The following is a 21,070-nucleotide window of genomic DNA, read 5'->3' as shown; positions in this document are numbered from 1 at the left end:
CAGTTTGTGGTGCGGTACTTGCGCCGACCCCAGTTCGTCTCACTCATCATCCGAGCCTACTACCGCTGCGGCCCGGATTTGTGCAACAAAGCCGCTATTGGCCGAAAGCAGCCATCCTAACCTCAGAGCTATATAGGGCGATCACTATCCCCAACTTCCTGGCTTCGTTCCGATTTCGCACCCTTCAACAACTGCTTGCAACCACGCACTCCGGGAGCCTGCCTTTGCCAATTTGCCCATAGCGCGAAAATTCGCAGCATCAATGGGAACCCATAAAACGGCCATCCCGCCGCAGCCCGAGATGCGCAATCAGCCTGTGGATAATTTTGTGCAATGTTCGGGCTGTTGCGCGGTCAACTCCCTTTGATCTCCCTCGGAGAAAAAAATACACACCGGGAAGCGCATTTCTGTGGATAAGTTAATTTGATAGCAGCTTACGCAGGCGTTGTGTGGGCCTGGAGCAGACAGTCGATAAAAGCCTGCGCCACGCGGCTGGGGGCGGGCGAGAGGCGCCACATGGCGACGAATTGGCACTGGTAGTGGAAGCGGTCCGGGCCTACCGCCTGCATCAGGCCCTGCTCTTCAAACCGGGCGGCGTAGTGGTCGGGCAGAAAGCCCAGAAAGCACCCGGACAGAATCAGGGTTGCAATCGATTCCTGGTCAAAACCCGTGGCGGCGCGGGGCAGGCGCACGCTGTGCGAGAGCTCCATGTTGGGCGAGTGGTAGCCCAGCCCGGCAAAGGGGTAGTGGCGCAGGGCCTCCCAGTCGAGGCTGTCATGGGGCTTGTGCCACAGGTCATGCCCGGCGGCGCAGTACAGCTGCATGTTTTCGCCAAACAGGTCGCGGTACACCAGGCTGGCCGAGCTGCGGTGCGCGGGGATGATGCCGACATGAAAGCGTCCGTCCATCAGTCCGCGCTCGATGGCGTTGATGGAGCTGACATGCAGCTGCAGGTTCACATCGGGCGCGGCGGTGTGGAACTGCGCAATCGCGCGGTGAATCTGCGCCTGAGGGTTGCTCACCGTCTTGTCGAACACGGCGATTTCCAGGTTGCCGCCCATGCGCGCATGGATGTCGTCGATGCGGCTGCGAAACAGGTCGACCCCGCCGAGCAGCTGCAAGGTGGCCTCGTAGACCTGGTGGCCCTCGGGGGTGAGCGCAAAGCCCGCGCGTCCGCGCCGGCACAGCACCATGCCCAGCCGGGTTTCCAGGTCCTTCATGTGGCGGCTGAGGGTGGAGGTGCCGATGTTCAGCTCCAGCTCGGCGGCCGACATGCCGCCGCATTCCACCACGCTTTTGAAGACCTGCAGAAGGCGCAGATCCATGTCGCTGAGCTGCCCGAGCACCGCCCGCGCGCGGCGCGCGGCAGCCGGGGGATGGGGCAGGGGTGCAGAAACAGGGGGGGTGGCGGCCATGCGCATAGCTTAGCGGCTTTGCCGCAGGGGCAACAGCTTGCGGTGCAGGGCGGCGTCTATCCCATCTGGCGAGGGGTTTACGGAGGATCCCTAGAATCCAGGCTGGTTGTGCCACTCACCCGCAGGAATGCCCATGTCTCGTACCGCCGTTCTCGTCATTGATGTGCAGCAAGGGCTGTGCGAAGGCCCGGGGGCCGCCTGGGATTGCGCCGGGCTGATTGCCCGCATCAACCGGGTGACTGTAGCTGCACGGGTGGCTGGCATACCCGTGATCTGGGTGCAGCACGCAGAGCCGGGGCTTGAACCGGGCACGCCCGGCTGGCAGCTGGCGCAAGGCTTGCAGGTGGAGGGCGCCGATCTGCGCAGCAACAAGACCACGGGCGACGCCTTCTGGAAAACCGATCTGCTGCCCACGCTGCAGGGCCTGGGTGTGCAGGAGCTGGTGATCTGCGGCATGCACACTGAATACTGTGTGGATGTAACCACCCGCGCGGCGCTGCGCCATGGCTACCCGGTGGTACTGGTGGAAGACGCACACACCACCTGCGGCAATGCCGCCGTCACCCCGCAGCAGGTGATTGCGCACCACAACATTACCCTCAGCACCACCAGCAGCTTTGGCCCGCGTGCGCGCCTGCAGACGGCGCAGCAGTGGGCGGATGGTGTAGCCAGTAATCCATAAAAATGCCTTTTAGCGCAAGCGGGTTAAGCGCCTCAAGCTATTGATTCGATAGTGTTGAGGCGCAGTGCCTACTGCTGCCGCCACATCCCTGGCGCGGTTTTGGCGCTATGCTTTCCCCTCACTTGCCACACCACGGGATTGACCATGCTTTTGGGCCTTGCTGCCAACCGTTTGCACCACCGCAGCGATGATGCGGCGCTGTTCACCTTTTTGCGCGCTTGCGAGCAGGGCATCCGTGAGCTGAATATTGGTTTTCATGCCGTGGGCCGCACCTATGACGCGATTGCTGCGGCCGAAATGCTCAAGGGCCACAAAGGCCTGGTGCGCTACCCCTACGGGCGCGAAGGCGGGCTGATGAAGCTGGTGGCCGAAGTGGTGGGCATGCCCGACGAGGGGCGGGTGCTGGACGGCGCCATTTACCTGACCGATCCGGTCGATCCCTCCTCCATCTTCCCCGAGGCGTTGGCGCTCAAGCGCCAGTGCGTGATCCACGGCAAGCCATTTATTTCGACGGTGGCGAGTGCGCGCGATTGGGTGGAGATGGAGCGCATCCATGCCGGCCTGCCGCGCGACCGCCATGCAGACAGCTTGCACAGCTATGCATCGCAGACCCTGGCGCTGATTGCCCACGATGCGATGAAGCCCGCGATGCTGGAGTTTGCGGCGGCGAATTTCGAGCTGCTTTCGCGCTACGGCCGCCGCGTGGGCACGGGCACCACGGGCCAAAAGCTCAACGAAATGGCCTGGAGCAAAGGCTGGCCCGCTGGCACGCTCTGGGTGAGCCGCTACAACAGCGGCCCGCTGGGGGGCGATGCGCAGATTGCCGATCTGGTGCTGGAAGGCCGCTGCCAGCGCGCCATCTTTTTTGAAGACCCGCATGTGGCCCGCCAGCACGAGGCCGACATCCAGCTGCTGGAGCGTGCGGTGACGACCAAGACGCTCGATGTGGTGTGCATGACATCGCCCGCTGTGGTGCAGCGCTGGTGCGATGCGGCTGTCAGGCGGGCGTAGGCGCCCGGCAAGGGTAGTCTTTGTACTCTAGGGAACCTCTGCAAAACTCCCTGCCGTGGTCTGAACGTGGCGTTCAGGCTTGCTGCGGCTCCAGCGTCTTGGTGTAGAGCGAGGCGCCGTTCAAATCCTTGAGCACCACGGTAAGCGCCCGGCTCTTGTGATCAATGTCAAGCTGGCCGAAGAACTGGTAGCCCTCGCTCGGGGCTGAATTGGCCTTGGGCGGCGCCTTGTGGAAGACGACATCGAGGCCAAAGGTCTTGTCCGCCTCGTTCGGCCCAAAGCCGCCTGCATTGAGGGGGCCGGAGACAAACTCCCAGAACGGCGCAAAATCCTGGAACTGCGCACGCTCGGGGCTGTAGTGGTGGGCGGCGGTGTAGTGCACATCGGCCGTGAGCCACACCACGTTGTGGATGCCTGCGTCCTTGATGCCTTTCAACAGGCGCGCCATCTCCAGCTCGCGCCCCTTGGGCACGCCGTGCTCGCCGTTGGCAATGGCTTCCCACTGGTCGCGGCCTTCGGCGTCCTTGCCATCGGGCACGAACAGGCCGATGGGCATGTCGGCGGCAATCAGCTTCCAGGTGGCGGTGCTGGCCTTGAGGCCCGCGAGCAGCCAGTCGAGCTGGGGCCTGCCGAGGAAATCCGTCTCCGCGCTCTCCACCGTCTGCAGGTTGTGGGTGTTGGGGCCGCGGTAGGTGCGCATGTCCAGCACAAAGATGTCTGCAAGCGGCCCTTGGGGCAGGTGGCGGTATACGCGCTGCTGCTCGGCGGCGCCAAAGGGGCGCATGGGGGCGTATTCCATGAAGGCGCGGCGGCCCCGGGCGGTGAGCAGGTGCACGTTTTTCTCGGTGTAGCGCTTGTCATTGGCAACGCTCTTGCTGTCCGAATAGTTGTTGGTGACTTCGTGGTCGTCCCACTGCCAGATCTGCGCGACCTCGCTGCCCAGCGCACGCACGTTGCGGTCCATCAGGTTGTAACGGTAGCGGCCCCGGTATTCGTCGAGCGTTTCGGCCACCTTGGCCACCTGGGGCGTCACCAGGTTCTTCCAGGTGCCGCCATCGGGCAGGGCGATGGTCTCGGAAATGGGGCCGTCGGCGTAGATGGTGTCGCCGCTGTGCAGAAAGACATCGGGGTTGGTCTTGCGCATTTCGTCATAAATGCGCATGCCGCCGATGCTTTCGTTGATGCCATAGCCCTGGCCCACCGTGTCGCCGCTCCACACCAGGCGGAAAGGGCGCGTGGCCGGGCCCTGGCTTGCCAGCGGCGTGCGCAAATGCCCCAGCACCGCAGGTGCGCGGGTATTGTTGCTGGCCAGGTCATCGAGCACCACGCGGTAGAAGATGTCCTGCCCGGCAGGCAGGCCTTGCAGATCGACGCGGCCGGTGCCATCGGTATCGGGCAGCAGGTCGGGGCCGCGCACCAGGGTGCTCTGGGCAAAGCTGCTGGTGGTGGACCATTCCACGCGCATGCGCGCCTCGCGGCTGGCGCGGGCCCAGACGATGGCGCTGTTGGCCAGCACATCGCCGCTTTGCAGACCCGACAGCAGCAGGGGCCGTGCGGCATCCTGGGTGATGGCGGCGGGCGCCGTCTGCGCGCGCAGAATGCCTGGCAGCAGGCTCGTGCCCGCCATGGCGGTGGACGAGAGCAGAAAGCGGCGGCGGGCGGATGGATCGTGGGAGGACATGGCGGTTTTATCGGTAGCAGCAAAACTGCTACCTTAGTCCTGCCATATGACGCAGTGATGAAGCATCAAACAGTCCTTTGGTGCTTGAGGGGTGAGTGCTGATAGCTCCATTATTGATAGCACCGAAAATTTCCATCTGGCCCGCAAACCGCCTGCGGTTCGGCGCCATTCTCTGGGCTTTGTCTCCGGCTTTACTTGCGAAAATCTGCAAGTGAGCTTTGATATGTCAATATTTGAATAAGAAAAAAAGCGGCCCACAATGCCACATCCACACTGGAAAACACGGGACGCCGCCGTTCCTAGGAGAAAACCATGAGCTTTGTGCAGATCGACGAGAAGACCACAGGCGCTGCGCTGCGCACCGACGCCGCCTGGCTGGAGGCGCACTGGATGCCGTTCACCGGCAACCGCAACTTCAAGGCCAAGCCGCGCATGATCGTGGGCGGCCAGGGCGCCTATTACACCGATGGCGAAGGCCGCAAGATTTTTGATGGCCTGTCGGGCCTGTGGTGTTCGGGCATTGGCCATGGCCGCAGGGAAGTGGCAGAAGCCATCGGCAAGGCCGCGCTGCAGCTTGATTACGCGCCTGCCTTCCAGTTTGGCCATCCGGCCTCGTTCGCGTTGGCCAACAAGATCAAGGAACACACGCCTGCGGGTCTGGATCACGTGTTTTTCACCGGCTCGGGCTCGGAAGCCGCCGACACCTCGCTGAAGATGGTGCGCGCCTACTGGCGCCTCAAGGGCCAGGCCAGCAAGACGGTGCTGATTGGCCGCGAAAAGGGCTACCACGGCGTCAACTACGGCGGCATCTCGGTAGGCGGTATCGGCGGCAACCGCAAGATGTTTGGCCAGGGCATTGCGGCAGATCACCTGCCCCACACTCAGCCGCCGGCGGGTACCTTCCAGAAGGGCATGGCTGAAGACGGTGGCCGCGCGCTGGCCGACAAGCTGCTTGATGTGATCGCCCTGCATGATGCGAGCAACATCGCAGCCGTGATCGTTGAGCCTTTCTCTGGCTCGGCAGGCGTGGTGATTCCGCCCAAGGGCTATCTGGAGCGCATCCGCGAAATCTGCACGCAGAACAACATCCTGCTGATTTTTGATGAAGTGATCACCGGTTTTGGCCGCTGCGGCGCCTGGACGGGCTCGGAAGCCTTTGGCGTGGTGCCCGATATCCTGAACTTTGCCAAGCAGGTGACCAACGGTGCGCAACCGCTGGGCGGCTGCGTAGTCACCAAGGAAATCTACGACACCTTCATGGCCGCAGGCGGGCCTGAATACATGCTGGAGTTTGCCCACGGCTACACCTACTCGGCCCACCCGGTGGCCTGCGCAGCGGGCGTGGCGGTGATGGACATTCTGGAGAAGGAAGACATGCCCGGTCGCGTGAAGGCCCTGGCGCCTTACTTTGAAAACGCCGTGCATAGCTTGAAGGGCGCCAAGCACATCATCGACATCCGCAACTATGGGCTGGCAGCGGGCTTTACCATTGCGCCAGTGCCTGGCGAGCCTGCCAAGCGCCCCTACGAGATCGCGATGAAGTGCTGGGACAAGGGCTTCTACGTGCGCTATGGCGGCGACACCATCCAGCTGGCGCCTCCGTTCATCAGCGAAAAGGCCGAAATCGACCGCCTGATCAACGCCCTGGGCGATGCGCTGGCGGAAACCAACTGATTGTCATAAAACCTATAGCTGCCGGCGCTCTTGTACAGGGCGCTGGCGCCGTTTTTGATTTGAATCCAAGAGAGATTGTGATGAACCACGACAAGAATGTGACTGCCACCGTTGGCCACTTGATCGACGGCAAGATCGTGCACGATGGCGGCCGCACGCAGCCCGTGTTCAACCCCGCTACCGGCCAATCGACCGTGAGCGTCGAGCTGGCGAGCAAGGCCACGGTAGAAGCGGCCATCGCCTCGGGCGAAAAGGCTTTCCCCGCATGGCGCAACACGCCGCCGCTCAAGCGTGCGCGTGTGATGAGCAAGCTCAAGGTGCTGCTGGAAGAAAACGCCGACAAGATCGCCGCGATGATCACCGCCGAACACGGCAAGGTGCTGGCCGATGCACATGGCGAGCTGCAGCGCGGCATCGAGAACGTGGAATTCGCCAGCTACGCACCTGAGCTGCTCAAGGGCGAGCACAGCCGCAACGTGGGCCCCAATATCGATAGCTGGAGCGAGTTCCAGGCGCTGGGCGTTACGGCAGGCATCACGCCGTTCAACTTTCCAGCCATGGTGCCGCTGTGGATGTGGCCCATGGCCGTGGCCTGCGGCAACAGCTTTGTGCTGAAGCCTTCCGAGCGGGACCCCACCAGTGCCCTGTTCATTGCCCAGCTGGCGCTGGAGGCGGGCCTGCCGCCGGGCGTGCTGAACGTGGTCAATGGCGACAAGGAGGCGGTGGACACGCTGCTGCACGACCCGCGCGTCAAGGCCGTGAGCTTTGTCGGATCGACCCCGATTGCCGAATACATCTATGGCGAAGGCTGCAAGAGCGGCAAGCGCGTGCAGGCCCTGGGTGGCGCCAAGAACCACGCCGTGGTCATGCCCGATGCCGATGTCGCCAATGCGGTGAACGCCATGATGGGCGCCGCCTATGGTTCCTGCGGCGAGCGCTGCATGGCGGTGCCGCTGATCGTCTGCGTGGGCGACGAGGTCGCTGAAAAGATGATTGCCGGCCTCAAGACCGAGATCGCCAAGATGAAAGTCGGCCCCGGTACCGACAACGCCAACGACATGGGCCCGCTGGTCACCAAACCGCATTTCGAAAAGGTGAAGGCCTATGTGGACAGCGGCGTTGCCGAGGGTGCACAACTGCTGATCGACGGCCGCACGCTGAAGGTGGCGGGCCACGAAGAAGGCTACTTCCTTGGCCCCTGCCTGTTTGATGGCGTCAAGCCCGGCATGAAGATCTACCAGGAAGAGATCTTCGGCCCTGTGCTCGGCATCGTCCGCGTGAAGACGCTGCAGGAAGCGATGCAGCTCATCGACGACCATGAGTACGGCAACGGCACCTGCATCTTCACCCGCGACGGCGAGGCAGCACGCTACTTCACCGACCACATCCAGGTTGGCATGGTGGGCGTGAACGTGCCCCTGCCAGTGCCTGTGGCCTACCACTCCTTCGGCGGCTGGAAGCGCAGCCTGTTCGGCGATCTGCACGCCTACGGCCCCGATGCCGTGCGCTTTTACACCAAGCGCAAGACAATCACCCAGCGCTGGCCCTCGGCAGGTGTGCGCGAAGGCGCGGTGTTCAGCTTCCCCAGCAGCCGCTGAGCGCAGTCTGAGGCAAGAACCAAACCAAGGGCGCCCACGGGCGCCCTTTGTCATGGTGAATGCAGGCCCTACCGGCTTGGGCTCGTCATTCATGGTGCTGGCATGGCGCCAGTGGTCATTGGCGCTTATCCGTTAAGCGCGTATAGCTACCAAAATAATAGTTTTTGCTTCTGCGGGCGGCGAGCCGTGCCACTCTACGCCGCGTGGCCTATTTTCCGTCCCCGTCGTGCTGCGCGCCCTTGCTGTCGGTGATGGCAGCGCCCATGCCCGCGGCGGGGTTGACGCCTCCGCCCTGCGCATCGGTGGGGGCTGCACCAGGGCTGGCGGCAGTGGCCGATGCCAGTGCAACTGCGGGTGGCAAGGGCTCCTGGGTATCGGCCTTGGCATGCGGCAGCACATCGTGCGACTTGACGATGGGGTCGTTGAACAGGGGCTTGTCGGGTACGGGCTGTATCTGCGCTGCCACCGTGCCAGGCGGTGCCGAGGCATGAACGGAATGCGCCTGGTCGCAGGCGCTCAGCAGTGCGGCGCTGGACAGCAGCATGGCCACCAGGGCCGTTTGCGGAAATCGTGGCATAGGTTCCCCCTTTTTCTAGTCAACAGGCGTGCCCGCGGCAAACGCTCGGTAGAACCATTGTGAGGGGCAAGGAGCTGTGGCGTTGTCAGCCGATGGCGGCAATTGCACGCAGGATTGCGGGGGAAACCGCGGGTTCTGGTGGGCGCTTCAGAACCCTTTGCAGAGCCCTCCCCAGAGGGGGTGGAAGTAGACCACCCGAGACCGCGTTCAGACCACGGCAGGGCGTTTTGCAGAGAATTCTTAGCGCTGGCCCGTAAGCGCCAGATAGGCGTTGCGCGTGGCGGGCGATACGCTTTGCACCACTTGCTCGTAGCTGGTCTGGTTGCGCAGTTGCATGCGCGCGGAGGCTACAGCCTTGGATTTGCAGTACCAGTGGCAGGTGTGCTGCATCAGGTACATCTCTGCCAGCAAGGTGTAGGCCCGCTCCTTGGGGCTGCGGCCCTCGGCATTGGCTACTACAGCGGCAATGCCGTCTGCATGGATGCGAATGGCGGTGCGCAGGTCAAAGCTGCCCTTGTCGCCTTGCAGCTTTTCGATCAGCTTGGCAAACGGAAAACCCAGTGCCTGGGTGCCGATACGGAAGGTGGCGCCGTTGGCGGGCTCGGGCGCCTTGGCCAGTGCGTCGGCAAAATTACCAAACTGGCTCGCCAGGCTGTTTTCCACGGGCTGCTGCAGCTCCCAGATCTGCTGCTGGCGCGCGGGGTCTTTTTCGTCAAGCGCTCGCATGTAGCTGCCCACCAGGCGCTCCATGAGCTTTTCAATGTCGTAATTGCGCAAAAAATGCGCCAGCACGGCAATGCGCTGCTTTTGGGCCTTGGTGCGCAGCACAAAGCTCACAACCAAAATAAGAAGAACCAGTAGCAGCAAATCCATGTCAGGTGGGCCCAAGCGGCCAAAATAGCGCAAATATGCATTCTATCGGCAGCAACCCCCTGCTGTGCAGCCGAACACCCGTTCCGCAAGGCGCACAAGTGCTTTCCAGTAGCTGGGTCATTTTGCTGCAGTGCAGCGAGTCCGTCACAAAAGGTCATAACTCTTTTTCATAGGACTTGGCGGCGTTGCTAATGCGGCATGATGAGGCCTGCGCCTACAATGGCTTGCAGTGGCGCTGTGTATAGACCGCAAGGCTTTGCGGCCTGTTGATGGAGTTGCCTTCAACCGCTTGTGCATGGATTGCCGGGAATGCCCACCTTGTTTCCGGCCTTGAATGCACATTCCTGCCAGCTGCCTTATTTGTGAATACTGAGTGATGCCGGAGATCGCTATGACTGATAAGAATTCAACACCGACCGCGGTGGATAAACGTGCCCTGTTGCGCCAGTCCGCACTGGAGTATCACCAGTTTCCCCGCCCTGGCAAGGTGGCGATTGCAGCCACCAAACCCATGGCCAACCAGCACGATCTGGCGCTGGCCTATTCGCCCGGCGTTGCGGCTCCCTGCGAGGAGATTGTCAAAGACCCCGCTGCTGCTTTCAAATACACCAGCCGTGGCAATCTGGTGGCCGTGATCTCCAACGGTACGGCGGTGCTGGGCCTGGGCGACATCGGCGCGCTGGCATCCAAGCCGGTGATGGAAGGCAAGGGCGTCCTGTTCAAGAAATTCGCTGGTGTTGACGTCTTTGACATCGAAATCAACGAAAAAGACCCGCAAAAGCTGGTGGATGTGATTGCCGCGCTGGAGCCCACCTTTGGGGCGATCAACCTGGAAGACATCAAGGCGCCCGAGTGCTTTTTTGTGGAGCGCGAGCTGCGCAAGCGCCTGAATATTCCGGTCTTCCACGACGACCAGCACGGCACGGCCATCACCGTGGCCGCAGCCATGGTCAACGCGCTCAAGGTGGCGGGCAAGAAGATCGATGAGGTGAAGCTGGTGGCTTCGGGCGCAGGTGCGGCAGCGCTTGCCTGCCTGAACCTGCTGCTGGAGATCGGCCTTAAGCGCGAAAACGTCATGGTTACCGATATCGCTGGCGTGGTCTACAAGGGCCGTACCGAGCTGATGGATGAAGATAAGGCTCTTTTTGCGCAAGATACCGAAAAACGGACGCTGTCGCAGGTGATTGATGGCGCAGACGTGTTCCTCGGCCTGTCTGCGGGCGGCGTGCTCAAGCCGGACATGGTGCAGCGCATGGCTGCGCGCCCCATCATCTTTGCGCTGGCCAATCCCAACCCCGAAATCACGCCCGAAGACGCCAAGGCCGTGCGTGATGACATCATCATGGCAACCGGTCGCTCGGATTATCCGAACCAGGTCAACAACGTCCTGTGCTTCCCCTACATCTTCCGCGGTGCGCTCGACTGTGGCGCCACCACCATCACCACCGAGATGGAAATTGCCACGGTGCATGCCATTGCCGATCTGGCACAGGCAGAGCAGACCGAGGAAGTGGCCAACGCCTATGCGGGCCAGGATCTTTCCTTTGGCCCGGAATACCTGATTCCGAAGCCGTTTGACCCGCGCTTGATGATGAAGATCGCCCCTGCAGTGGCCGAAGCTGCTGCTGCATGTGGCGTGGCAGAGCGCCCGATCCAGGACATGGACGCCTACCGCCAGCACCTGCAGACCTTTGTCTACGCTTCCGGCACCGCGATGAAGCCCATCTTCATGGCCGCCAAGAAAGCTGCCAGAAAGCGCATTGCCTACGCCGAAGGCGAGGAAGAGCGCATCTTGCGTGCGGCGCAGATCGTGGTGGACGAGCGCGTGGCTCGCCCGACCCTGATCGGCCGCCCCTCCATCATTGCCCAACGTGTTGAGAAATTCGGTCTGCGCCTGAAGGAAGGCGTGGACTATGATGTGGTGAACGTGGAACAAGACCACCGTTACCGTGATTTTTGGCAAACTTACCACCAAATGACGGAACGCAAGGGTGTGACCGTGCCGATTGCCAAGATCGAGATGCGCCGCCGCCTGAGCCTGATCGGCAGCATGCTGCTGCACAAGGGCGAGGTGGATGGCCTGATCTGCGGCACCTGGGGCCAGACCATGCACCACCTGCAGTACATCGAGCAGGTGATCGGCCGCCGCGCCGGTGTGGACACCTTCGCCTGCATGAACGGCCTGCTGCTGCCGGACCGCCAAGTGTTTCTGGTGGACACGCACGTCAATTACGACCCGACTGCCGAGCAACTGGCCGAAATCACCATCATGGCGGCGGAGGAATTGACGCGCTTTGGCATCAAGCCCAAGGCAGCGTTGTTGTCGCACAGCAACTTTGGCTCGTCCAACCAGCCCAGCGCCGTCAAGATGCGCCAGGTACTCGACCTGCTCAGGGTGCAGGCACCATGGCTTGAGGTGGATGGCGAAATGCATGGCGATGTGGCGCTGGATCCCAAGCAACGCGCCAATGTGATGCCCAACAGTCCGCTTACGGGAAGCGCCAATCTGCTGGTGCTGCCCAATATCGATGCGGCCAACATCTGCTACAACCTGCTCAAGACGGCGGCGGGCGGCAATATTGCGATTGGCCCCATCCTGTTGGGTGCTGCGCAGCCCGTTCATATCATGACGCCAAGCGCTACCGTGCGCCGTATCGTCAATATGACGGCAATTGCGGTTGCAGACGCGAATTTTGCCCGCTGATAGCTACGATTTGATACTCTTCAGCGGCTCGTTTTCGGGCCGCTGAATGGTGAAAGTCTGAGACGCCTGCTCAAATTTTGGGCAGGCGTCTTGCATTTTGGGGGGTAATCCGTCACACTGGCTGGCTGAATTTCGGGATAACCCGTAATTCTGAAAGGTGTCGTGAATGCTGAATGCACTGGCTTCGATAGCCCGCCGGTCTGTGATGGTGTGTGTGGCGAGCGCCAGTGTCATGCTGGCGCCGGGCTTGGCGCAGGCGCGTGGCGGGCTGTTTTCTGGCGATGGGCTGGATACCGTCACTCTCGCTGATCTGCCCGTGCAGGGGCGCAAGACCTATGCGTTGATTCTGGACGGCGGCCCTTTCCCGCATGAGAAGGACGGGGTGGTTTTTGGTAACCGCGAGCGTATTTTGCCCCGGCAAAAACGCGGCTATTACCGCGAATACACCGTCAAAACCCCAGGCTCACGTGACCGAGGCGCACGCCGCATTGTCTGCGGCGGCCAGGTGCCGACGGTGCCAGACACCTGTTACTACACCAGTGATCACTACAACAGCTTTCGCCGTATTGTGAATGAGTGAGTCAGATCAGTCCTATGTCGCTTTTCCGCAAGAAACGGCTTGCGCAGAGGGATCGGGTAGGTCAACAATGCCAATGGAACCCCTGATGGGGCATGGTTTTTCAAGATGCTAATGGAAAGAGCTACGGAGATGGACGCTCCACTTCGTCAGGTACAGGATACGCCGCTGCGCTTTGTGCGACCGAACATCGTGCAGGCCATCCGCGCCTACCGCCTGGAAGATTTGCGGGATGCGGCCCAGGCTCTGGGCCAGCATTTTTTGTATGCCAATCTGGCGCATGCCCTCTCCAAGGCCGATGTGCTGGAGCTGATCGGCATGCAGTTCTACTTTCCGCCGCACTATGGCAAGAATTTTGATGCGCTGTACGACTGCCTGACCGACCCGCTGCACAAAAGTGGCCCCCAGCCTGGCTTTGTCGTGGTGCTGGACCAGATTCCGACTGCCATGAAGTTTGACCGCGAAGCGCGTGAACAACTGCTCGACGTTTTCATGGATGCTGCCGAATACTGGGCAGAGCGCAAGATTCCGTTTCGCTGCTTTTATTCGTTTCTGTAGAGCGGCACGCTTTCACCTGCAAAAACGCCCGGTCAAGCCGGGCATTTTTTTGCCGAAATTTTGATGCAAGTACGATTTCAGCGTCCAACTGGCAAGCACATGACGCTATCAATTTTCAATCACGAAAAATGGGCCGCCAACGCTTCGTATTCGGCCACAGGTACTTCTTCGGCGCGGCGCTGCAGATCAAAGTCGCCAGCAAAGCCTTTTTGCTCCAGCCATTTGCCAAGAGTGTTGCGCAGAATCTTGCGTCGCTGGCTGAAGGCGACCTGGACCATCTCTTCGAGCAACTTGGGATTGAGCTGCGCGGGCTGCTCGCGCGGCACCATGCGCACCACGGCACTGTCCACTTTTGGGGGCGGGTCAAAGCTTTCTGGCGGCACGAACAGCACGTTCTCCATTGCGTAGCGCCATTGGAGCATCACGGTGAGGCGCCCATAGTCGGAGGTGGCCGGCCGGGCCACCATGCGGTCGATCACCTCTTTTTGCAGCATGAAGTGCTGATCCTGCACCACGTCCACCTGCTCTAGCAGGTGAAACAGGATGGGGCTGGAGATGTTGTAGGGCAGGTTGCCCGCCACGCGCAGCTTGGGCACCCCCAGGCGCTGGGCAATGGCGCGAAAGTCCACCTTGAGCACGTCGGATTCGACGACGTCGAGCTCGGGGCGCAGGCGCAGGCGTACTGCCAGATCGCGGTCCAGCTCGATCACGGTGAGTTTGCCCAGGCGCTCGACGAGGGGCTGGGTGAGTGCCATGAGGCCGGGGCCGATCTCGACCATGGGCTGGCCCGGCTGCGGGTGGATGGCCTGGACGATGGAGTCGATGATGCCGCCGTCGGTCAGGAAGTTCTGGCCAAAGCGTTTGCGGGGGATATGTTTCATGCAATGACAAAGCGGTGCCAAAGCACCGCCTGAAAAATAAGGGAAGACCTGCGGCCTTTACCGATGATGACACCGCCGCACTGACAAAGCAGCAGGCAGGGTCATCCAGGCTGGTTACTGTGGCGGATCGCGGTATTCCACATAGGCGCGAGCGCGCGCTTCCTGCGCCCAGGTGTTGAAGGATTGCTCCAGCTTTTTCTCGCGCACGATATTGCGTACCAGATCGCGCTGTTCGCGCTGGTTCAGCTTGGCTTCGCGGCGGCCTTCCAGCTGGATGAGGTGGATGCCAAAGCGCGAAGCGATCGGCTGGCTGATATCGCCGGGCTGCAAGGCGTTCATGGCTTCTTCGAACTCGGGCACGAACTGATGCGGATTGGTCCAGCCGAGGTCGCCGCCATTCTTGGCGCTGCCGTCTTCCGAGTAGCGGCGCGCCAGCTCTTCAAACGTGTCCTGGCGGTCCATCACGCGGCGGCGATAGTCTTCGAGGCGCTCCACCGCCTGCGCTTCCGTCAGCTTGGGGCCGGGGCGCAGCAGGATATGGCGGACATGGCTTTGGGTGACGATGGCAGGTACTTCGCCGGAGTTCTTTTCCAGCACCTTGAGAACGTGGAAACCTGCAGGTGAGCGCACCGGGCCGGCAATGCTGCCGACGGCCGTGGATTTGGTGGCGTTGACGAACAGCTCGGGGTAGCGATCTGCAGGGCGCAGGCCCATGGCGCCGCCGCCCTTGCCATCAGGAACGTCGGAGAATTCGCGCACGGCGTTGTCAAAGCTCTCGCCGCCGCGGATTTTGTCCACGGCAGCCTGGGCTTTGGCCTGGAGTTTTTGCACTTCATCGGGGCTGGCGTTTTCCGGCACCGCCACCAGGATGTGGCCAAGGTTGAGCTGCAGTGCCGAATCGGCCACGCCGGCCTTGGCCTTTTGTTCACGCAGGTATTGGTCTACCTCCAGGTCGTTGACCTTGACCTTGGCATCGACTTCCACCTCGCGCAGCTTCTGGATCGTCAGCTGCTTTTTCAGATCGGCACGGAACTGGGCGAGCGGAATGCCTTCACGCTGCAGGCGCTCGTGCAGCTGCGGCATGGTCAGGCTGTTTTGCCGGGCGACGTTTTCCTCGGCCTGCTGGATGGTGAAGTTGTCGACCGAGATGTTGCGCTCGGCAGCCATCTGCAGCTGGATCTTTTGCGCGATCAGCATCTCCAGGGCCTGGCGGCGCAGCGCCGAAGGCGTGGGCGCGTTGCTGCTTTCGGCCTGCGCCACCATGCGGTCGTACTGCTGCTGCACTTCGACATTGGTGATGGGCTCGGAATTGACGACGGCGACGATGAAATCTGCCGAGCGAGGCGCCAATTGCGTGCTGCGGGAGGCTGCGGGCGCGCTGATGCCAGCGCCTGCTGCTTCCTTGAGGCGCATGCCGCCAGCTCCCTTGTCATTGGCTGCCTTGAGCCCTTGTGCCGAAGTAGCCGTGGCGAGCAGCGCGAGGCTGCAGGCTGCGCTCCAGGTAAGAATGCGTTGTTTCATGTTCGAATGCATCAATCGTAATTGCTGAAGCGGCTGGGAACGGCCGCTCCCTTGCCGGTGGGCAGCATCTGGTAGCCGGGCACGTTGTCGCGCATGCTGACCAGGGGGTCGGAACCGAGCGTGAGGCGGGTCAATCCAGTGAACTCGATCTGGAACAACAGTTTGGTGTTGGCCTGTACCAGCGAATTCTGCAGGCGCTGCAGCACGACGCGGCTGCTCCAGCAGCAACCGGCGTATTCCAGGCCGATGACCGAATCCACCAGTTTCTTGTCGCGCATGCTGTAGTTCAGGCGGCCGACAGTGTACCAGCGGCCTTCGCCTTTGGCTTTTTTGCCGCCGTCGCTGAAGATCTGGTCAACCGGCCATTGCCAGCCAACATCCCACTGCTCGCTGGTCTGTGCCTGAAAGCGGTAGGCCACGGCCAGGGTTTTGTAGTCGCCAGGCTTGTAGCGGGCGGACATGGTGGATCGCACCGAGCGGCCGTTGTCCGGGTTGAACTGCACGGTGGTGTCAAAGCCCCATTTCGGCGTCCAGTTGATGCCGGCGCCCAGCATGATGTCCGACCAGCGCTCGTTTGCCGGGCTGGCGCCGGGCATGACGACTTTCTGGTCGGAAAAGCGCAGGCGCTGGGCAATGCCAAAGCGCGCAGCTTCCGCGCCGGTGTCGGCATCCAGAAAGCGCGTGGTGGCGCCCACGGTCAGCATGTTGTTGTCGGCAATGCGGTCGTAGCCACTGAACGAGTTGGAGCTGAAGATGGTGGCAAAGCTGAAGTCGTACGGCGCCGTGTCGTACACCGGCACCATGCTCTGGTCGCGGTAGGGTGTGTAGGTGTAGAAGGCGCGGGGCTCCAGCGTCTGGATCAGATTGCGGCCGAACAGGCGCGTGTTGCGCTCGAACACCAGGCCGCTGTCGAGGCTGACGGTGGGAATCGTCAGGCTCTTGTTGCTCACCGTGCTGTAGAGTGAGTTGTCAAAGCTGTAATGGCGCGAGTTGAGCATCAGCTTGGGCGTGATGAAACCCTGCGGCGCCACGAAGGGGCGGCTGATTTCGGCCTGCATGTAGCCACGGTCGGCATTGGGCTGGCGCAGCAGGTTGTCGTCGGCACGGAAACGCGTTGCATCGGCTTCGAAGCTGGCTTCTAGGCCAAACGGCAGGTTCTGCGGAGTGTAGCGGTACTGCAGCTGCGGCATGCGGTCATACGGCGGCACGATCGGCGAGAGCGGATCCTGCAGCGTCTGCCACTTTTGCGCACGCAGCAGCAGGCTGTGGTCGTCGCGCGACCAGCTGACGGAGGCTTCGCTGTTGAGCAGGCGCTCGTTGAGCTTGTAGCCATTGCTCTGGAAATCGTGCCAGTAGTCCGAGTCACTGACGCGCTTGAGGTTGATGTTCAGCCCCAGGCCGCCGATGGGCGAATTCAGGGTGCTGGTGTGCTGCCACAGCCACGACCAGCGGTCCCGATCGCGCAGCTTGTCGCCGGGCATGTACAGGCCCGCCAACGTGCCTTTGTAGGTCGGCTCCAGGTAGCGGAATTCCCCGGCCAGCGCCGCACCTCGTTTGAGCATGACCGTCGGCGTGATGGTGGCGTCGCGGTTGGGCGCGATGTTCCAGTAGTACGGCTGCGAATAGGTGAAACCGCTGTCGCTGTCCAGCGACATGGTGGGCGGCAGCAGGCCGGACTTGCGCTTTTCCGACAGCGGAAAGCTCATGCGCGGAACGGGCAGGATCGGCACGCCCTTGAATTCGAGCACGGCATTCTCGGCCACACCCACTTCTTCGAGCGTGTCGATGCTGATCTTGTCGGCGCGGATCATCCAGTCCGGTGTCCAAGTCGCTTCGTCGTTGCGCTGGCAGGTGGTGTAGGTGCCCTGGTGCACCACCGAACGGTCGCGGTCGATGAAATCCACCTGCGAGGCCACGCCATAGGCGTTGTTCTGGAGCAGGCGGTAGTTGGCGTCCTTGAAGTAGCCCTCAAACGAATCGAGCTGCAGCTGCAACTCGGTGCCGTCAAACACGCTGCCTGCGCGGTTGATGTGCACGTTGCCATCCGCATAGGCCGTGTCGCTGGGCTCGTAGTAACGCAGGCGGTCGGCGCGGATCATGGTGTCGGCGCGGCGCAGCATGGCGTTGCCGGTGACCGTGGTCATGTCGGCGGTCTGCCCGGTCAGATCGTCGCCTTCCAGGAAGACTGGCATCTTGCCGCGCTGGCTGGAGCCCAGGGTCTCCTGCAGGCGGGGGCTGGTGCGCAGCACCAGGCCTGCATCATCTGCAGAGGCCGCGGGCGCTGTCTGGCCAATGGCCGGGGCCGTCCATAGCATGGCCATGCACAGGCTGGCGATGGCCGTGGTGGAAAAGCGTGTGGATGCTGTCGCCATGCGCTGCGCGCCGCCGGCTGCGCTTCGGGCAGGGCGGGGCGAGCGGGGCGCCACATCGGTCAAAACGTGAATATCCATGGGAAATTGCCACTGGCCTGTACATCATGCAGCGCATGCAGGCGGGTCTGCGCCCCGACGGGGCGGCGGGGCTTTGTAGAATCTGCATTATCCATGAGCCATTCTATTTCCCCCATGTCTGACCTTATTGCTGCAAATTCTGCAGCGCCTGCTCCAACTGACACCGCCGCGCAATCTTTACCGGTGGTTACGGCTGTCACCTGGGCCGACCCCGCCCGCGAAGCCTTGTTTTTGGCATGGCTGCAGGCCGTGGCGGGCAAGCATGGCCTCGTGCCCTCGACCGTACGCCTGGCTTCTGCCGATGCCAGCTTTCGTCGCTACCTGCGGGTTGATGGCAGCCAGGGCGGCACGCGCATCATCATGGACGCGCCACCCGACAAGGAAAACAGCGAGCCCTTCGTGAAGGTGCAGGCCTTGCTGGCGCAGGCGGGGCTGAATGCGCCCCAGATTCTGGACTGGGACGCTGCCCATGGCTTCATGCTGCTGTCGGATCTGGGCACGCAGACGGTGATCGAGAAGTTTAACCCTGCAGACCCCAGTGCTGCCTATGCCTGGTACATGCAGGCCGTCGATATTCTGGTGGACTGGCAGAAGGCATCGCAAGAAGGCGTGCTGCCGCCGTACGACGAAGCCGTGCTGCGCCGTGAGCTGCAGCTCTTTCCCGACTGGTACATCGCCAAACACCGCGGCGTGGTGCTGAACGACAAGCAACAAGCCGTGCTGCAGGGCGCGTTTGACGCCATCGTGGCGCAGAACCTGTCGGTGCCCCGCGTGTTCGTGCACCGCGATTTCATGATGCGCAACCTGATGGTGCCATGGGGTGCAGCCGCGTCGGCCCAACCTGCCAGCCCCCTGGGCGTGCTGGACTTCCAGGACGCGCTCCATGGCCCCATCACCTATGACATCGCCAGCCTGCTCCGCGATGCCTTCATCAGCTGGGACGAGGACTTCGTCATCGACATCACCATCCGCTACTGGGAAAAGGCGCGCAAGGCAGGCCTGCTAGGCGCCCAGAGCGCCAGCGGCTTTGGCGAGGATTTTGGTGATTTCTACCGCGCAGTCGAGTGGATGGGCATTCAGCGCCACCTGAAAGTGGCCGGAATCTTTGCCCGCCTGACCCTGCGCGACGGCAAGCCCCGGTACCTGGCCGATGCACCGCGCTTCATCCAGTACATCTGCGCCACGGCGGCGCGTTACCGCGAGCTCAAACCCCTGCTGCGCCTGGTGCAGGAAATCGAGGGCATCGAGGAGCAGAGCGGCTGGGTGATCGGCCGCGGCTGATGCGCGGCAGGAATGGATAGAAATCGACCTTTGGCGCCTTACCATCTAGCTACCATCAAGCGCCAATAGCTATTGAATTTGTAGTACTTCTGGCCTGAAACATGCCCCGTTTTTATTGCCCTGTGGAGCTGCGCGTTGGCGCCGAACTGGATCTGCCCGCCGAGGCTGCGCGCCATGTGCAAGTGTTTCGCATGCAGCCGGGCGACGGCATCACTCTCTTCAACGGCACGGCAGGCGTGCCCGCAGGCGAATATGCGGCCACCATCGTGCAAATGGGCCGCAGCCATGTGGCCGTGCGCATCGACAGCCATGCCGCCGTGGAGCGCGAGGCGGCTGTGGCGGTGCATCTGCTGGCTGGCATCACGGCGGGCGAGCGCATGGAATGGCTGGTGGAAAAGGCTACCGAGCTGGGTGTGGCCAGCATCACGCCACTGGAGGCAGAGCGTTCCGTGATGCGCCTCAAGGGCGACCGGGCGACCAAGCGCCAGGAGCGCTGGCAGGCCATTGCCGCCAGCGCCTGCGAACAGTGTGGCCGCAACCAGGTGCCGGTCATCCATGCGCCGGTCGATCTGGTGCAGTGGAGCCGGGCAGATGCACTGGCGGGCGCCCAGCGTCTGGTGCTGTCGCTGGCCGAGGGTACGCAGCCGCTGCCCGTGGCCTTGCAGGCGCGCGTGGCAACGCAGCCGGTGGTATTCCTCTCCGGCCCCGAAGGGGGCCTCAGCCCCGCCGAAGAAGCGCTGGCCCGTGCCCAGGGCTTTGCTCCGGTCACCCTGGGCGCGCGGGTGCTGCGCGCCGAGACCGCGCCCCTGGCGGCACTGGCGTACCTCGCCGCCTTATAAGAACCTGCGTACTACCCCTTTACGCCGCGACGGTGGGTAGCGGACTTAAGTCCCTCTTATCCAGGCCCACTGTACCAAGTCCTCGTCATCGGCGGGCATCACCCCCAGCTTGGGAAAAAGCTCGCCCTGCCCCCGGTACACCAGCCGGACTTCAGACTTTGCATAAAAAGGCTGCATAGGGTGCCCGGCAGGCAACAGCGCTTCATACCACCCGTTGGCCGGGGCCAATGTGCCCGCAGCGCTCAGCCCAATTTCTGACAACTTGGGTGACGGCAGAGTGTCAGCTGTCTGCGGATTCTCGCCCTCGCCATTCAGAGGCTTCCACTCGTGCATCTTGACAAATGTCAGGTACTGAAGACGTCCCTCTTCCGTAAAAGCGCACTGTGCAATCCAGTCCTCACCCAATGGGCTCTTGATTTGGTAGAGCGCAATGCCTTGCGCATGAATCAAGGGTTCTCCAAAACATTCGTTTGCATGGGCTAGCCTGGCATCGGCTGCTGGCAGGCATGGCGGCCATTCGCCCGGCCATGGACTTCCGGCCTCCGACACAGCCGTATGCAAGGTAATGCTTTGAAGCCCCCATACGGTGGACTCATCGTCCTCGCCCTTCTCTAGAACCTGCCAGTGGGGCTGCATGGTATGGACAGGTGCGTGTGGCTTTGTTGCACAAATCCGGGCCGCAGCGGTAGTAGGCTCGGATGATGAGTGAGACGAACTGGGGTCGGCGCAAGTACCGCACCACAAACTG

The 21,070-nt window shown here is 62.2% G+C and carries 17 protein-coding genes; 9 read left to right on the top strand and 8 right to left on the bottom strand.

Going from position 1 to position 21,070, the window contains the following annotated elements; genetic code table 11:
* Positions 1-434: 434 nt before the first annotated feature.
* Positions 435-1,421 (bottom strand): LysR family transcriptional regulator, encoded by a 987-nt coding sequence (locus HNP33_RS19825; RefSeq protein ID WP_184711574.1) that lies wholly within the window; start codon positions 1,419-1,421, stop codon positions 435-437.
* 127 nt (positions 1,422-1,548) lie between these two features.
* On the opposite strand from HNP33_RS19825, the gene HNP33_RS19820 reads away from it, so the two are divergent.
* On the top strand, positions 1,549-2,097 hold the full coding sequence (locus HNP33_RS19820) for a cysteine hydrolase family protein (RefSeq protein ID WP_184711575.1): 549 nt from the start codon (positions 1,549-1,551) through the stop codon (positions 2,095-2,097).
* A 144-nt stretch (positions 2,098-2,241) separates the two neighbouring features.
* Positions 2,242-3,108 (top strand): methylglyoxal synthase, encoded by an 867-nt coding sequence (locus HNP33_RS19815; protein ID WP_184711576.1) that lies wholly within the window; start codon positions 2,242-2,244, stop codon positions 3,106-3,108.
* Positions 3,109-3,181: 73 nt separating this feature from the next.
* On the opposite strand, the gene HNP33_RS19810 is transcribed toward HNP33_RS19815, so the two are convergent.
* Positions 3,182-4,789, bottom strand: coding sequence for an alkaline phosphatase D family protein (locus HNP33_RS19810; RefSeq protein ID WP_184711577.1), 1,608 nt, complete (start codon positions 4,787-4,789; stop codon positions 3,182-3,184).
* A 312-nt stretch (positions 4,790-5,101) separates the two neighbouring features.
* Between HNP33_RS19810 and HNP33_RS19805 the strand changes: the two genes are divergently transcribed.
* The gene (locus HNP33_RS19805; protein ID WP_184711578.1) at positions 5,102-6,463 is read left to right on the top strand and encodes an aspartate aminotransferase family protein; all 1,362 of its coding nucleotides are present in this window, start codon (positions 5,102-5,104) and stop codon (positions 6,461-6,463) included.
* Positions 6,464-6,543: 80 nt separating this feature from the next.
* Positions 6,544-8,061, top strand: a complete 1,518-nt coding sequence (locus tag HNP33_RS19800; RefSeq protein WP_184711579.1) for a CoA-acylating methylmalonate-semialdehyde dehydrogenase — start codon at positions 6,544-6,546, stop codon at positions 8,059-8,061.
* A 208-nt stretch (positions 8,062-8,269) separates the two neighbouring features.
* Here HNP33_RS19800 and HNP33_RS19795 read toward each other — a convergent pair whose 3' ends face one another.
* Together HNP33_RS19795 and HNP33_RS19790 are read right to left on the bottom strand one after the other, a co-directional pair.
* Complete coding sequence (locus HNP33_RS19795; RefSeq protein WP_184711580.1) at positions 8,270-8,638, bottom strand: hypothetical protein; 369 nt, start codon at positions 8,636-8,638, stop codon at positions 8,270-8,272.
* 240 nt (positions 8,639-8,878) lie between these two features.
* A complete protein-coding gene (locus HNP33_RS19790; RefSeq protein ID WP_184711581.1) occupies positions 8,879-9,511 on the bottom strand; it encodes a hypothetical protein in 633 nt (210 codons plus the stop codon).
* A 391-nt stretch (positions 9,512-9,902) separates the two neighbouring features.
* On the opposite strand from HNP33_RS19790, the gene HNP33_RS19785 reads away from it, so the two are divergent.
* The 3 genes from HNP33_RS19785 (at position 9,903) to HNP33_RS19775 (ending at position 13,350) form a co-directional block, all read left to right on the top strand.
* The gene (locus HNP33_RS19785; protein ID WP_184711582.1) at positions 9,903-12,215 is read left to right on the top strand and encodes an NADP-dependent malic enzyme; all 2,313 of its coding nucleotides are present in this window, start codon (positions 9,903-9,905) and stop codon (positions 12,213-12,215) included.
* A 166-nt stretch (positions 12,216-12,381) separates the two neighbouring features.
* A complete protein-coding gene (locus tag HNP33_RS19780) occupies positions 12,382-12,795 on the top strand; it encodes a ribonuclease domain-containing protein (RefSeq protein WP_184711583.1) in 414 nt (137 codons plus the stop codon).
* A gap of 129 nt (positions 12,796-12,924) precedes the next feature.
* On the top strand, positions 12,925-13,350 hold the full coding sequence (locus HNP33_RS19775; protein ID WP_184711584.1) for a barstar family protein: 426 nt from the start codon (positions 12,925-12,927) through the stop codon (positions 13,348-13,350).
* A 119-nt stretch (positions 13,351-13,469) separates the two neighbouring features.
* Here the strand turns inward: HNP33_RS19775 and rsmA are convergent, their stop codons facing one another.
* The 3 genes from rsmA to HNP33_RS19760 all read right to left on the bottom strand — a co-directional run bounded on the left by rsmA (position 13,470) and on the right by HNP33_RS19760 (position 18,202).
* Positions 13,470-14,231 carry a 16S rRNA (adenine(1518)-N(6)/adenine(1519)-N(6))-dimethyltransferase RsmA gene (gene rsmA, locus HNP33_RS19770; protein WP_184711585.1) on the bottom strand — a complete coding sequence of 254 codons (762 nt, stop codon included), beginning with the start codon at positions 14,229-14,231 and terminating at the stop codon, positions 13,470-13,472.
* 114 nt (positions 14,232-14,345) lie between these two features.
* Positions 14,346-15,752, bottom strand: a complete 1,407-nt coding sequence (locus HNP33_RS19765; RefSeq protein ID WP_184711586.1) for a peptidylprolyl isomerase — start codon at positions 15,750-15,752, stop codon at positions 14,346-14,348.
* 11 nt (positions 15,753-15,763) lie between these two features.
* Complete coding sequence (locus HNP33_RS19760; RefSeq protein ID WP_418903866.1) at positions 15,764-18,202, bottom strand: LPS-assembly protein LptD; 2,439 nt, start codon at positions 18,200-18,202, stop codon at positions 15,764-15,766.
* A gap of 114 nt (positions 18,203-18,316) precedes the next feature.
* Here HNP33_RS19760 and HNP33_RS19755 point away from each other — a divergent pair, with 114 nt between their 5' ends.
* Entirely contained in the window at positions 18,317-19,483 is a 1,167-nt protein-coding gene (locus HNP33_RS19755) for an aminoglycoside phosphotransferase family protein (RefSeq protein ID WP_184711587.1), read from the top strand.
* A gap of 101 nt (positions 19,484-19,584) precedes the next feature.
* Positions 19,585-20,322, top strand: coding sequence for a 16S rRNA (uracil(1498)-N(3))-methyltransferase (locus HNP33_RS19750; RefSeq protein WP_184711588.1), 738 nt, complete (start codon positions 19,585-19,587; stop codon positions 20,320-20,322).
* 45 nt (positions 20,323-20,367) lie between these two features.
* On the opposite strand, the gene HNP33_RS19745 is transcribed toward HNP33_RS19750, so the two are convergent.
* Complete coding sequence (locus HNP33_RS19745) at positions 20,368-20,772, bottom strand: hypothetical protein (protein ID WP_184711589.1); 405 nt, start codon at positions 20,770-20,772, stop codon at positions 20,368-20,370.
* Positions 20,773-21,070: the final 298 nt, after the last annotated feature.

Source organism: Comamonas odontotermitis (assembly GCF_014207855.1).
Classification (GTDB): domain Bacteria; phylum Pseudomonadota; class Gammaproteobacteria; order Burkholderiales; family Burkholderiaceae_C; genus Comamonas; species Comamonas odontotermitis_A.
This window is presented reverse-complemented; position numbering and strand designations above follow the sequence as displayed.

What these genes read in the sequence shown, in the direction of transcription:
- HNP33_RS19810 (WP_184711577.1), bottom strand. Translation starts at nt 4,789, where the DNA reads ATGTCCTCCCACGATCCATCCGCCCGCCGCCGCTTTCTGCTCTCGTCC.
- HNP33_RS19780 (WP_184711583.1), top strand. Translation starts at nt 12,382, where the DNA reads ATGCTGAATGCACTGGCTTCGATAGCCCGCCGGTCTGTGATGGTGTGT.
- HNP33_RS19755 (WP_184711587.1), top strand. Translation starts at nt 18,317, where the DNA reads ATGTCTGACCTTATTGCTGCAAATTCTGCAGCGCCTGCTCCAACTGAC.
- HNP33_RS19790 (WP_184711581.1), bottom strand. Translation starts at nt 9,511, where the DNA reads ATGGATTTGCTGCTACTGGTTCTTCTTATTTTGGTTGTGAGCTTTGTG.
- HNP33_RS19750 (WP_184711588.1), top strand. Translation starts at nt 19,585, where the DNA reads ATGCCCCGTTTTTATTGCCCTGTGGAGCTGCGCGTTGGCGCCGAACTG.
- HNP33_RS19825 (WP_184711574.1), bottom strand. Translation starts at nt 1,421, where the DNA reads ATGCGCATGGCCGCCACCCCCCCTGTTTCTGCACCCCTGCCCCATCCC.
- HNP33_RS19800 (WP_184711579.1), top strand. Translation starts at nt 6,544, where the DNA reads ATGAACCACGACAAGAATGTGACTGCCACCGTTGGCCACTTGATCGAC.
- HNP33_RS19785 (WP_184711582.1), top strand. Translation starts at nt 9,903, where the DNA reads ATGACTGATAAGAATTCAACACCGACCGCGGTGGATAAACGTGCCCTG.
- HNP33_RS19775 (WP_184711584.1), top strand. Translation starts at nt 12,925, where the DNA reads ATGGACGCTCCACTTCGTCAGGTACAGGATACGCCGCTGCGCTTTGTG.
- rsmA (WP_184711585.1), bottom strand. Translation starts at nt 14,231, where the DNA reads ATGAAACATATCCCCCGCAAACGCTTTGGCCAGAACTTCCTGACCGAC.
- HNP33_RS19805 (WP_184711578.1), top strand. Translation starts at nt 5,102, where the DNA reads ATGAGCTTTGTGCAGATCGACGAGAAGACCACAGGCGCTGCGCTGCGC.
- HNP33_RS19795 (WP_184711580.1), bottom strand. Translation starts at nt 8,638, where the DNA reads ATGCCACGATTTCCGCAAACGGCCCTGGTGGCCATGCTGCTGTCCAGC.
- HNP33_RS19765 (WP_184711586.1), bottom strand. Translation starts at nt 15,752, where the DNA reads ATGAAACAACGCATTCTTACCTGGAGCGCAGCCTGCAGCCTCGCGCTG.
- HNP33_RS19815 (WP_184711576.1), top strand. Translation starts at nt 2,242, where the DNA reads ATGCTTTTGGGCCTTGCTGCCAACCGTTTGCACCACCGCAGCGATGAT.
- HNP33_RS19760 (WP_418903866.1), bottom strand. Translation starts at nt 18,202, where the DNA reads ATGGATATTCACGTTTTGACCGATGTGGCGCCCCGCTCGCCCCGCCCT.
- HNP33_RS19820 (WP_184711575.1), top strand. Translation starts at nt 1,549, where the DNA reads ATGTCTCGTACCGCCGTTCTCGTCATTGATGTGCAGCAAGGGCTGTGC.